Origin of the sequence: Kribbella sp. NPDC000426 (assembly GCF_040300265.1) — a bacterium.
GTDB lineage: Bacteria > Actinomycetota > Actinomycetes > Propionibacteriales > Kribbellaceae > Kribbella.
This window is the reverse complement of record NZ_JBEPDK010000001.1, coordinates 1,563,282-1,574,971: the sequence shown is the minus strand read 5'-3', so window position 1 is coordinate 1,574,971 and position 11,690 is coordinate 1,563,282. Positions and strand designations below refer to the sequence as shown.

Annotated in this window: 13 protein-coding genes; 5 read left to right on the top strand and 8 right to left on the bottom strand. The window is 67.4% G+C overall.

What is annotated here, in order from left to right:
* Positions 1-116 precede the first annotated feature (116 nt).
* The gene (locus ABT313_RS07635) at positions 117-1,172 is read left to right on the top strand and encodes an alpha/beta hydrolase (protein ID WP_350849755.1); all 1,056 of its coding nucleotides are present in this window, start codon (positions 117-119) and stop codon (positions 1,170-1,172) included.
* Here the strand turns inward: ABT313_RS07635 and ABT313_RS07630 are convergent.
* The 4 genes from ABT313_RS07630 to mshD all read right to left on the bottom strand — a co-directional run bounded on the left by ABT313_RS07630 (position 1,169) and on the right by mshD (position 4,996).
* Positions 1,169-1,627, bottom strand: a complete 459-nt coding sequence (locus tag ABT313_RS07630) for a DUF6318 family protein (RefSeq protein WP_350849753.1) — start codon at positions 1,625-1,627, stop codon at positions 1,169-1,171. The genes ABT313_RS07635 and ABT313_RS07630 overlap by 4 nt on opposite strands.
* 178 nt (positions 1,628-1,805) lie before the next feature.
* Entirely contained in the window at positions 1,806-2,579 is a 774-nt protein-coding gene (locus ABT313_RS07625; RefSeq protein WP_350849752.1) for a PKD domain-containing protein, read from the bottom strand.
* 134 nt (positions 2,580-2,713) lie between these two features.
* Complete coding sequence (locus tag ABT313_RS07620) at positions 2,714-3,346, bottom strand: DUF6318 family protein (RefSeq protein WP_350849750.1); 633 nt, start codon at positions 3,344-3,346, stop codon at positions 2,714-2,716.
* Between the two features lie 729 nt (positions 3,347-4,075).
* Positions 4,076-4,996: a mycothiol synthase gene (gene mshD, locus ABT313_RS07615; RefSeq protein WP_350849749.1), complete on the bottom strand. Its 921-nt coding sequence runs from the start codon at positions 4,994-4,996 to the stop codon at positions 4,076-4,078.
* A gap of 106 nt (positions 4,997-5,102) precedes the next feature.
* Here mshD and ABT313_RS07610 point away from each other — a divergent pair, with 106 nt between their 5' ends.
* On the top strand, positions 5,103-6,968 hold the full coding sequence (locus tag ABT313_RS07610) for a bifunctional metallophosphatase/5'-nucleotidase (RefSeq protein WP_350849747.1): 1,866 nt from the start codon (positions 5,103-5,105) through the stop codon (positions 6,966-6,968).
* Between the two features lie 109 nt (positions 6,969-7,077).
* A complete protein-coding gene (locus tag ABT313_RS07605; RefSeq protein ID WP_350849745.1) occupies positions 7,078-7,392 on the top strand; it encodes a hypothetical protein in 315 nt (104 codons plus the stop codon).
* Positions 7,393-7,403: 11 nt separating this feature from the next.
* Here ABT313_RS07605 and ABT313_RS07600 read toward each other — a convergent pair whose 3' ends face one another.
* A complete protein-coding gene (locus ABT313_RS07600; RefSeq protein WP_350849743.1) occupies positions 7,404-8,111 on the bottom strand; it encodes a winged helix-turn-helix domain-containing protein in 708 nt (235 codons plus the stop codon).
* 161 nt (positions 8,112-8,272) lie between these two features.
* Between ABT313_RS07600 and ABT313_RS07595 the strand changes: the two genes are divergently transcribed.
* Positions 8,273-8,512, top strand: coding sequence for a MoaD/ThiS family protein (locus ABT313_RS07595; protein WP_350849741.1), 240 nt, complete (start codon positions 8,273-8,275; stop codon positions 8,510-8,512).
* 37 nt (positions 8,513-8,549) lie between these two features.
* Complete coding sequence (locus tag ABT313_RS07590) at positions 8,550-9,914, top strand: hypothetical protein (protein ID WP_350849871.1); 1,365 nt, start codon at positions 8,550-8,552, stop codon at positions 9,912-9,914.
* On the opposite strand, the gene ABT313_RS07585 is transcribed toward ABT313_RS07590, so the two are convergent.
* From ABT313_RS07585 to ABT313_RS07575, 3 genes are read right to left on the bottom strand one after another with little or no spacing between them, the layout of a single operon-like run.
* Positions 9,877-10,482 (bottom strand): hypothetical protein, encoded by a 606-nt coding sequence (locus ABT313_RS07585; RefSeq protein WP_350849740.1) that lies wholly within the window; start codon positions 10,480-10,482, stop codon positions 9,877-9,879. The two genes, ABT313_RS07590 and ABT313_RS07585, sit on opposite strands and share 38 nt — an antisense overlap.
* Positions 10,479-11,045: a DUF4352 domain-containing protein gene (locus ABT313_RS07580; protein WP_350849738.1), complete on the bottom strand. Its 567-nt coding sequence runs from the start codon at positions 11,043-11,045 to the stop codon at positions 10,479-10,481. Before ABT313_RS07580 ends, ABT313_RS07585 begins: the two co-directional genes overlap by 4 nt.
* The gene (locus ABT313_RS07575) at positions 11,042-11,671 is read right to left on the bottom strand and encodes a hypothetical protein (RefSeq protein WP_350849736.1); all 630 of its coding nucleotides are present in this window, start codon (positions 11,669-11,671) and stop codon (positions 11,042-11,044) included. The genes ABT313_RS07580 and ABT313_RS07575 overlap by 4 nt, the downstream gene beginning before the upstream one ends.
* Between the last annotated feature and the right edge of the window lie 19 nt (positions 11,672-11,690).

The following is an 11,690-nucleotide window of genomic DNA, read 5'->3' as shown; positions in this document are numbered from 1 at the left end:
CGCACCCTTTGGTGAACTCCGGGTAGCCGTCCGCGCGTTGGCCGATGTGACTTTTCCTGGCCCGTTCGTCGCTTGCGGAGGGCGCCCCGCGGCTGCGGTTGCTAGCGTCACTCCTTGTGAACTCACGACTGGATTCGGTACTGCGCGACACGGTGACCGGTTTGCAGGCCAACGCCCTCACCCCGCTCTACGCCCTGCCCGCGGCCGTCCGGCGCCGCCTCGCGGGCGCACCGATCCAGATCGACGGCAACATCCTCGACGCCGACCTCCAGTTGCTCCTCCGGGTCGACAACCTGTTGCCTCGCACAACCAAAACCGATGCGGCCACCGCCCGCGCCCACTTCCGCAGCCTCTGCCGACTGATCCCCGGCACCCCCGCGGAACTACAGCGCGTAACCGACCTGACCGTCCGTGGAGCCGACGGCCAACTGGGCGCCCGGCTCTACATACCGCGTGAATCCGGCCGGGGCCTGCTGGTCTTCCTCCACGGTGGCGGCTGGGTCGTCGGCGACCTCAACACCCACGACGGCCTCTGCCGCGCGATCGCCGCCGACGCCGGGATCCGAGTCCTGTCCGTCGACTACCGTCTCGCCCCCGAAGCCCCCGCCCCCACCGCTGCCGAGGACGCGATCGCCGCCTTCACGTGGGCCGTCGAACACGCCGACGACCTGGGCGTCGACCCTGCCCTGGTCGCTGTCGGCGGCGACAGCGCGGGCGGCAACCTGGCCGCCGTACTGACCCAGCAGACCGTACGCCGAGGCCTCCCGCACCCTGCCCTCCAAGTGCTCCTCTACCCATCGGTCGACCTGGTAGCCCGCCGCCCCAGCCGAGACCTCTTCTCCGAGGGCTTCATCCTCAGCGAGAACGACATCATCTGGTACCGCGACCACTACACCCCCGACCCCACCATCCGCCCCGACCCGATCGTCTCCCCCCTCCGCGCCGAGGACCTCACCGGCCTCCCACCGACGTACCTCACCACCGCCGGCTTCGACCCCCTCCGCGACGAAGGCATCGAATACGCCCAAGCCCTACGCGCCGCCGGCAACCACCTCACCCACCTCCCCCACCCCACCCTCTGCCACGGCTACGCCAACCTCCTAACCGTCCCCGGCAAAATCCGCCAAGCCCACACCCACCTAACCAACCACCTCAGAAACGCGCTGTATTAGCCCGTCTCGTCTTCCTTGATCTCCATCTCGTACATCACCCAGTTGCCGTCGCTCGGAGACAGGGAGAACTCCATCGTTCCGGTGCCACCTGCCTGTGGGACGGGCGAAGCGCCCGGCGAACTGCGCTCGAAATATGTTCCGGCTTTCACCGCGGCGGACCCACCCAACCGCCCGCCTTCGCCCCGATAGATCTCTTTGACGGCGACCAGGTGATCGGCATAGTCGCCCTCCAGGCCGCCGTTCTTCACGTTGATCTTCCGCGAGTAATCCGCAATGCCCCTGCAGCCCTCGCATCCCTTGTCGCTCTTGGCCAGGAGCGGGACCGTGTCCCCAGTCGCGTAGCCGTAGTTCAGCAACTCGACGTAATAGCCGATGAATGCCGCCCCGGCAGCCAGACTCAACCCGACCGCCTTCACTGGCCGCACCGGCACCGACGTCGGCAGTCCGCCACTCACGACTGCCGCGCTCGAGGCCCCCAAGGTCGGCGACGGCGACACCGTGTTCGCCTGCCAGGCTCCAGAACTCACCCGTCCGCAGGCCGCCAGGAGTGTGCAGACGCTCAGGCAGACGACGAGACGACGAGACTGCCTCTTGCGGAATCTCACCTGTGCAGGCCTTCCGTCCGCGCTCAGCTCAGCGCCCGGGATCCACAAGCACAGGCACAGCCTCACGAACCAGGAGCGGGGTGGCTGGTCCGGTGATGGCGACGGTGCCTTCGACGTACTGCCAACCTGTACCGGCTACGTTGAATCGGGCCGCGTAATCGGTAGTCACCGTGAGACTGACGTTGCCACGGTTCATGTACTTGTGAGTGATCTCCTTGGACGGGTACGGCTTCCCAGGAGTGCTGGTCGTCAAGGCAGGACTACCGTCCCCAAATCGCCAGGTGTAATTGATGGGCGTAGCCTCGACCACCACCGGGAAACCGAGGAGTGTGACGGTTGTCCGCGCCACCCCGTTGTCCTCGGTGTAGACGATCGTGTCCAGGTTCACCAACGTCCGCCCGTTCGGCTGCACCTTCACAGGAAGCCCTGGAAACATGATGTCCTTCGTCTCTGACCGGACCTCCTCCCAGGTGACATCCTGGGGCCTCGGAGTCACCACCCGGGGCTCACGGCGGCGAGACATGTTGCGCTCATCCACGCCCACCGGTTGACACCGACTGGGACCAGGCACAGTGCCGTCCGGCTGCATCCGACCACAGACACCGATGTTGAGCTTGATGTCGTCCCGATCCGAGATCGTGGTTGTCAGATCATCCTTGGAGCGGCGGGGTTTGCTGGTGCCTGCTGCCGGGTGTTTGGGTTTTGACGAGGTCTTCTTCTCGGGCTTGCCTAGATCCAGTCGGTTGGTCGTGCGTTGCGTCGCGCCGGCCGTCACCTTGTCCTTGTTGTTCTTGACCTTCACAACAGGAGGCTTGACCGGATCCCGCGTAGACGTCGTGGCCACCTGCGAGACGCGTGCCTGGTCAGGTGATGCCCAGACACTCACCGACGCCGTCAGGGTGGCGATTGAGAACGCGGCAATGCCGACTATCGCTTTCATTGCTTTGTCTGCTTCATCTCATACATGACCCAATTGCCGCCCTTGGCAAACAAGGCAAATTCGCGCGTGTATGTCGATGGCTTGCTGGCCAGCGGCGTATCGGCCTGCGTCTCCTTGCTCGTGTACGCGCCGACGCGCAGGGTGGCCGATCCACCAGCAAATCCAGGTTTTCCCTTGGTCAACTCCTGTACATCGGTAATGTGCTCGTGGTAATCACCGGCCAGCAGACCGTTCGCCGCGTTGGACTTCGCAATGAAGTCTGCATATGCCTGGCAATTCCCGCAGCCCGCATCGCTCGCGCTCAGCAGTGCGGCCGTGTCGCCCGTGTCGGCTGCATAATTCATCAGATCGCTGTAGTAGCGGACGAACTGGTCTGCTGCCGCGAGCGTCACCCCCTGCGCGGGCTTCGGTCGCTCCGGCGCAGTTGTTGGTGTCGCGGATCCAGATCCGGGACTCGTGGTGCTGGTCGGTGCGCTCGCGGATGAGCTACTACTCGTGCCGGCTGACGGGCTCGGTGGGGCCGTGTTGGGGCGGCCTGCTGCTGGGCTGCCGTTCGTGCAGGCGGTTAGGAGTGTGGTGGCGCATAGGCAGGCCAGGAAGGTGAGGGTTGGCCTGTTGCGGTGTGTCACGAGTGTCTGCCCTCCGTAGTCGAAATGATCGTAACGGGGGTGTGGGGCTCGGTTCGATGTCAAAAGGTGCAGTTGTGGATAAGTGGGTTGGGGGCCAGGAGCCGCCCGGCTGGGGGGTTAGAGGCTCGGACGGCTCCTGGTTGGTGGTGGGACGGGTGGGGGCGGGGGTTATGACGCGAAGTGAGGGGGTGACTTCGGTGTGAGGTCGTTCACAGGCATCTCGCGCAGGCGTCGTCGTGGGTTCGCGCCTTCCCCGGGACCTCGGTAGGTCGCGCTGGTAGGTCGCGTTGGTGGCTCGTGCCGCCGGCACCTCACGCAGGGGTGTCAGGCGATGGCGTCGGGCAGGCGCGCCACCCGGATGCGTCAGGTGGGGGCATTAGGCGGTGGCGTCACGGAGGCGCGCCGCGCAGGCGCGACACCCGGGGGGCATCAGGCGGGGGCGTTAGGCGGGCGTCAGGCGGGCGCGCCACGCGGGGCATCAGGCCGGGGGTGTCAGGCGGGTGGCGTCAGGCGGGGGCGTTATGCGGTGGGGTCAGGCAGGCGCGTCACACAGGCGCGTCACGAGGGCGGGCCACGCGGGGGCATCAGGCGGGGGCGTCAGGCAGGCGCGTCACGCGGGGGCATCAGGCGAGGGGCATCAGGCGAGGGGCATCAGGCGAGGGGCATCAGGCGAGGGGCGTCAGGTGGGCGCGCTGCACGGGGCGTCAGGTGGGCGCGCCGCGCGGGGTGTTAGGCGGGGGTGTTGGTGGGGGCGTATTGGACGTCTAGGGCGGCTGTGGTGAAGGCGAGGGAGGTGTAGAGGGCTCGGGCTGGGGTGTTGGTGCCGTCTACGTAGAGGACGATGGAGTCTAGGTTTCGGTCGTCCTGTAGGTGGTGGAGGCCTTGGAGGGTTAGGGCTTTGCCTAGGCCGGAGCCTTGGTGGGACGGGGAGACGCCTACTACGTAGACCTCGCCTACGCCGTCCTCGACCTTGGTCCAGTGGAAGCCGGCCAGGGCGTCGGTGGTCGCGTCGACGGCCAAGAAGAAGCCAGCAGCGTCGAACCAGGGTTGCTGGATCCGCTCGGTCAGGTCCTCGGCGGTCCAGCTGCCCTGCTCCGGGTGGTCGGCAAACGCCGCCGCATTCACCGCCAGCCAGGCGGAGTCGTCCTTGCCGGGGACAAACGTTCGTACGGCGATCCCGTCCGGCCACACCGGTTCCGGCAGCGAGGCCCTGGTACGGCGGAGGAAGTAGAGCTCACGTGTTACCTCCAGACCGAGTCGCCGGGCCAGCTCGTCCGAGCCAGGCAGGCGTCCGTGGGCCCAGACGCGAGTGCGGGAACCGCCGTGGTCGAGCAGCATGCGCAGCAGCGCCGTGCCGTAGCCCTGCCGACGGGCGGAAGGGGCGACGACCAGTTCGGCCGAGCCGTCGGGGGACAAGGCGGCGTACCCGACGAGGTTGCGGGCGCTCTGCAGGCCGGTGACCTCGATGGTGCCGGGATCGCCTTCGTACGCGAGGACGTGGACGTCCTCGGGGTGCTCGCCGTCGAGGTGCAGGAGGGTGCGTTCGGACAGCGGGTTCACGCCGTCGCTGTGTGCTGCCGCGCGGGCGAGTTCCGTGACGGCGGCGGCGGTGGCCGAGGGCAACGGTGAGGGAACGGCTTCGAGGGTCACCGGAACACAGTAAAAGAGTTCAGCTGAGTTCATTCTCAGGTTCTGGAAAGAAGGTTTGCTGCTCAGGTAACTTCAGCGGACTCACAACCACAACAACGGAGTTGACATGGCCCTGACAGGACGGGACAAAGCGCGGCCGGGGGGACGTCGAGCGGTGGGACTGCTCGCCACCGGGACGGCCGTGGTGCTCGCCTTGGCCGCGGGGGGATCCGTGAGCCAGGCAGCCGGCGCCGCACCGACCGGCACCCAGGCGGCCCAGGCCCAGGCGCAGGCCCAGGCACAGGCGCAGGCACAGGCACAGGCGCAGGCACAGGCGAAGAAGCCGAAGCCGACCCACACCCAGATCCAGCTGCTCGCGATCAACGACTTCCACGGCAACCTGGAGCCGGCGACGGGTTCGGGCGGCAACATCAACGGCATCCCGGCAGGCGGCGCCGCGTACCTCGCGACGTACCTGAAGGACCTGCGGGCCGCCGCGAAGGCGAAGGGCCAGGACTCGGTCACGGTCGCGGCCGGTGACCTCATCGGCGCCTCGCCGCTGCTGTCGGCCGCGTTCCACGACGAGCCGACGATCGAGGCGATGAACGGGATGGGGCTCGAGGCTGCGTCGGTGGGTAACCACGAGTTCGACGAGGGCTGGCACGAGTTGCTCCGAATGCAGACCGGCGGCTGCCTGCCCGACGGCGACGGGCAGAACAACCAGAACTCCTGCCCGGACCTGAAGCACCCGTTCACCGGCGCCAAGTTCAAGTACCTGTCGGCGAACGTGTTCTTCACCAACACCCAGAAGACCCTGTTCGCGCCGTACACGATCAAGACGTTCGCGGACGGCCAGAAGGTCGGCTTCATCGGTATGACGCTGGAGAACACCCCGAACATCGTCACGAAGTCCGGTGTCGAGGGCCTGACGTTCAAGGACGAGGTCGAGACCGCGAACGCGCTGGTCCCGGTGCTGAAGAAGAAGGGCGTGAAGTCGATCGTCGTACTGCTGCACGAGGGCGGTTTCCCGGCCGACCCGAAGGCGTACAACAGCTGCCCGGGCATCTCCGGGCCGATCGTCGACATCAACGCCGGCCTGGACCCGGAGATCGACGCGATCATCTCCGGCCACACCCACCAGGCGTACAACTGCTCGCTGACCGACAAGGCCGGTAAGCCGCGGCTCGTCACCAGCGCGTCGTCGTTCGGCCGCGTCGTCACCGACGTCCGGCTGAGCATCGACAACGCGACCGGCGACGTCGACCGGGTGAACACGCTGGCGAACAACCAGATCGTCACCCAGGACGTGGTGCCGGACCGTAAGACGGCCGACCTGATCACGAAGTACAAGACGCTGGTCGCGCCGATCGAGACCAAGGTGATCGGCCACATCACCACCCCGTCGGTGGTACGGACGCCAGACGACTCACTCGAGTCGCCGCTGGGCAACCTGATCGCCGACGCGCAGTTGGCCGACCCGTCCGTGGTGTCCGGCGGGAAGACCCCGGTCGCGGCGTTCATGAACCCGGGCGGCATTCGCGCGGACCTCGCGTCGAACGGCGGTGAGGTCACCTTCGGGCAGGCGTTCACCGTGCAGCCGTTCAACAACTTCCTGGTCTCGATGGACATGACCGGCGCGCAGATCAAGACCCTGCTCGAGCAGCAGTTCTCCGGCGTGAACGGTCCGGACGCGCCGAAGTTCAAGGTGCTCCAGGTTTCGGGTATCACCTACACCTGGAACCCGGCGGCCGCGGCGGGCTCGAAGATCGTGGCGGACTCGATCAAGATCGGCGGCCAGCCGCTGGTGGACGGTACGTCGTACCGCATCGTCACGAACAACTTCCTCTCCGACGGCGGCGACGGCTTCCCGGCCTTCACCACCGCGACGAACAAGTTCTTCGGCGGCCTCGACATCGACGCCTTCGCGAACTACCTGACCGCCCACGACCCGTACACCCCGGTCGCCACCGACCGGATCTCCATCGGATCCTGACCCGCACCGAGAACCGGTACGTCGCACACCCTGTGCGGCGTACCGGTTTTTCGTCCGCACCGACCTTCCTGGTACCTTGCGTGCTCAGGCACTTACGGAAGGTGAGTGAATGGCGCACGTTGCTCCGACCTCACATCGGCGGCCCGCTCGGGCGTCGCATCGTGGGCACCGCAGCGATGCAGGTGATGGGTCGGTTCGGACCAGCAGTTGGCTCGGGTTGGCGTTCGCGTTCGTGGTCGGCTGGCTGCTGACGTTCCAGGCGCACGTCGGGGTGCACGCGGCCGGGGTCACGTTGCTGGTGATGCTCGTGCCGGTCACGATCGGGACGTTCGTGGCGGGGTTCCGGCAGGGCGTGGGGTCCTGGAAGGCAGCGCTGTGCGCGGCGGCCGGCCTCGCTTTTACGCTGCTGAAGTTCTTCTTCTGAGCGGGCCGGGCTCAGGCCTTAGCCTCGGCGGGCTCGCGGGTGGTCGGCGGTACGACGAAGCGGTAGCCGACGTTCCGCACGGTGCCGATCAGCGACTCGTGCTCGGGGCCGAGCTTGGCGCGCAGGCGGCGTACGTGGACGTCGACGGTCCGGGTGCCGCCGAAGTAGTCGTAGCCCCAGACCTCCTGGAGCAGCTGCTCGCGGGTAAACACGCGGCCCGGGTGCTGCGCCAGGAACTTGAACAGCTCGAATTCCTTGTAGGTCAGGTCGAGCGCGCGCCCGTTGAGCTTCGCCGTGTACGACGCCTCGTCGATCACGACGTCGCCGCTGCGGATCAGCGTGGACTCGGGCTCGTCGTTCCGGGTCGCGGCGAGGCGGCCGATGACGAGCCGCAACCGCGCCTCGATCTCGGCCGGGCCGGCGGTGTCGAGCAGCACGTCGTCGGCGCCCCAGTCGGCGTTGACGGCGGTCAGACCGCCCTCGGTGACGACCAGGATGAGCGGTACGTCGATGCCGGTTGTGCGGATCAGCCGGGAGGCGCTCCGAACGGCGACCAGGTCGCGGCGGGCGTCCAGCAGCACGGCGTCAGCGTCCGGGGCGTCGACCAGCGCGGCGACCTCGGGCGGCAGGATCCGGATCTGGTGCGGGAGCAGGGCGAGCGAGGGCAGGACCTCGGTGGAGGCCTGCAGCGCGTTCGTCAGCAGAAGCAACGTGCTCACGCCGTCTCCTTGTGCTGATCATCGGATCCAGAGGATGCGATGCGGTCCTCGTGCACGTCAGGCCCCGGCGGCGTCGTTGCCGGGGGCCTGAGACACACTGGGCAGAACAGCAAGCTGACATAATAGCCGAAGACTTAACCGATTAGTGAGGCGCCGACCAGATGCCGGAAGTCACCATCAGGTACTTCGCTGCCGCTCGTTCAGCCGCGGGGGAGTCGTCTGCGACCGCCGAGGCAGGCTCGATCCGCGACCTGGTCAGCACCGTTTCGACGGACCGGCCGGAGCTGGCGCGGGTGCTCTCGATCTGCACGTTCCTCATGGACGGCGAGCGCGCCGACCCGGCCACGCCGCTGCGGCAAGGTGCCCTGGTCGACGCGCTGCCGCCGTTCGCCGGCGGCTGAGGAGAGCTTCCGCCGGGGTACATTCGGCGCCGTGGCGATGGAGTCGGGGACGCTACTCACTACGGTGGGGCGGGCGGGGGTCCTGTTCGGCAAGGCCTGGCCGCGCCTGTTCGCGGTCTTTCTGGTGGCCCAGCTGGCCCACCGCGGTCTGCAGTGGGTCGCCGTACAAGCAGGGGCCAAGGCTGAGGCTGCCGGTATCGCAGTACTCGCTCTGCTCGTCGTGGTCTCGCTCGCGATGTACGTGGGCATGTTCTTGGTGCTGCGTGGCGAGTTGCCGTTCCACCGGCGGGCTGTTGCCGAAGGCACCCTCGCACCGGACGGCATGGAGCCCGGCAACGAGCACAAGCCCCTCGACGCGCTGGCTGCGGCGCTGCTGCCGTTCCTGGCGTTCTACGCGGCGTACAAGTTCCTGCAGAACGAGGCGCTCGACTACGAGTACCAACTGGCGGTTCACAAGGTCAACGAGACCGCTGCGACCGTTCTGACCGGCGGTACGGTGCCGCAGCCGTCGGAGGGACTGCAGTCGTTGTCCACCTGGCTGTTCATCGGCCTCGGCCTCACGGCGTACCTGCTCCGCTTCGCATTCAAGAAGTGGAAGAAGGAGAAGGAAGGGCCGGTCCGCAAGCTGTTCGTCACCTACCTCGAGGCGCTGTGGATCTTCGTGGTGGTCTACCAGGCCACGTCGGTCATCCCGCCACCCATGACGTGGCTGAAGGAGCGCGTGGTCTGGCAATGGCTCCACGACGGCTACACCTCGGTCCTGGACCAGGTGCTCGGTGTCGACCAGGTCCGCGCGGTGTGGGACACGGTCACCGGCTTCGTCGCGGCGGGCATCGCCGACCTGTGGGACGCCGCCGTACTGCCGTTGATGTGGATCACCATGACCGCGGTCATCTACGGCCGCGTCGTGCAGAAGCTCGACGCACCACGCTGGAAGTTCGACCGGATCACGCATCGCTGGCAACAGACGCCGCGGATCGTCCGCATCGCCGGGAACTCGGTGGTCTCCGACTGGAAGGACCGCTGGATCCCGGTGGCCAATGCGTTCCGGCTGGTCGTCCGATCCGGGCTGCGGCCGATGCTGGGGTACTTCCTGGCCTGGGCGGTTGTCACGTTCGCAGCCAGTGCAGTGTGGATCGCGCTGAAGCTCTGGGTGCTCGGCCCGCACACGCTGCAGTTCTGGCTGGTCATCGACGAGCCCCTGAACCTGCTCACCGACGGGCTGAAGATCTCCCTGCAGGTCAGCCTGCTCGCCGCGGCGTACGACCGGATGATCGGCGGACTGGCCGGCTACCTGACGCCCCGGACCCGCGCTGTCCACGAGCAGTCGGCGGGAGACCACGGCGTCACCGACCTGAGTGCTGCTACCTCGGGAATGCCAAGTACTGAGGGAGCTTCGTAGCGAAGGTGATCGTCGGCTGCACGCTGCCGGCGACAGACGTCGGTACGACGAACACCGCGACCGTCTCGAACGGCTTCCCGGCGACCGGCTTCACGTAGTACTGCGCCAACTTCCCGCGCCAGCTCTCCGGCTTGTCGTCGTACCCGCCCGTGCAGCCGGTCGGACGGTCCTGGTAGTCGTCCGCGATCAACGTGTCGTCCCAGATACGGCCGTCCGGCGCGCGCAGGTGGAGCTGGCAGCCGCCGAGCCCGTCGAGCGCGGACAGCTGGTTCACCTGGATCCGGAAGTACACGCGGATCCGCGTGGTCCCGTCCGGCAGGGCGTCACCCGAACCGGCCCGCACCGGCCGGGGATCCTGCTCGACGCTCGCGCCGTACCAGATCGCGTTGTTGTACGACGTACCGCCGGCCGACACGACGACGGGGTCGCGGGGCTCAGCGTCGTACCAGGACTTGTAATCGCTCCGGGTGGTCCACCAGCCGGCGAGCGGGATCGCCAGCACCAGGGTCGCCAGCGCGGCCGTGTTCTTGCTGAACCAGCCACGGCGGGCCCGTCGCGCGCCGGTCATGTGTCGCTCGCAGGGGTCAGCTCCACGACATCCTGGACGTTGACCGTGTCGGGTCCGAGCGGGACGGTGACCTGCGGCTCCAGGTCGTTGAGGATCGACTTCTCCATCACCAGCAACGTTGCCCCCGGCACCTTGCCGGCCGGCATCTCGACCACGAACGACCCGCGGACCGGGATGTCCGGCGAGAGCTCGGTGCCGGTCAGGTCGACCTCGTCCAGACCGTTGCGGTTGGCACCGAGATACGTGACGCCGTCGGACGACCTGATCCGGACGTTCGCGACGTGGATCGGTTCGCGGGTGGCGGTGATCGTCGCGTCGACCACGACGAAGTCGGTGAGCGTGTCCCGGTCCGGCGTCGAGTGCGGGATGCGCAGCTTCTTGCCGACGCGGACGTCGTTGACGGTCAGGTCGAACCGCGGCGTCTTCACGGTGCGGCCGATGATGCCCTTCACCGGCGTGGGGTCCTGGATGTCCTTCTGCGTCGGGGTCAGGCGGTACAGGCCGACGATCGTGACCAGCACTGCCAGCGTGAGGCCGAGATTGAGTATCCTCCGCTCGGTCACCGGCGGATCACCTTCACGGTGCTGTCGGCAACCACCTTGTCCGGGAGCCACTTCTCGTGGTGATCGAGGATCGACTCGTCCTCGTGCTCGTAGCCCTGCACGGTCAGACTGACCTCGGTCGGGAGTTGCGTGGCCTTGGGCAACTTCCAGACGTACGCGACGTCCTCGCCGGCGTCGGGTGTGAGGACCGGGTTCATGGTCGCGTCACGCGCGTTGGTGGTGCCGAGCGGCGGATCGGTGTCCTTCACCCCCGGTACGCCGATCAGCCGGATCAGGTCCGACGGCGGCGTCGTACCGGTGTCGTCGGTCACCTTCAGCTTGGTCACGACCGCGATCAGCGCACCGCCGTCGTCCGGGGTGAACAGCGGCTTCAGGTCCTTCAGCGTGACGACGCGCTGGATCGTCACCTCGAACTGGCCGGCGTCGATCGCGGTGCCCGCGGCCACGTGCGGAGTCTCCGCTCCGGCCTTCTTCAGACCGCCGAACGCCGCGGAGACCGCCAGCAGCACGACGGCCGCGCTGACCGACCACGTCCGCAGTGAGCGACCGCGCACCTTCAGATCCTGGAACTCCGGGAGCTCTTCCGGCTCCTCTTGTTCCGACCCCCCGCTCCCCGTTTCCTGCACGGCGGAAGCGTAACCAGCC

Coding starts and splice junctions, on each gene's coding strand:
- ABT313_RS07610 (WP_350849747.1), top strand. CDS start 5,103: ATGGCCCTGACAGGACGGGACAAAGCGCGGCCGGGGGGACGTCGAGCG.
- ABT313_RS07595 (WP_350849741.1), top strand. CDS start 8,273: ATGCCGGAAGTCACCATCAGGTACTTCGCTGCCGCTCGTTCAGCCGCG.
- ABT313_RS07605 (WP_350849745.1), top strand. CDS start 7,078: ATGGCGCACGTTGCTCCGACCTCACATCGGCGGCCCGCTCGGGCGTCG.
- ABT313_RS07590 (WP_350849871.1), top strand. CDS start 8,550: ATGGAGTCGGGGACGCTACTCACTACGGTGGGGCGGGCGGGGGTCCTG.
- ABT313_RS07585 (WP_350849740.1), bottom strand. CDS start 10,482: ATGACCGGCGCGCGACGGGCCCGCCGTGGCTGGTTCAGCAAGAACACG.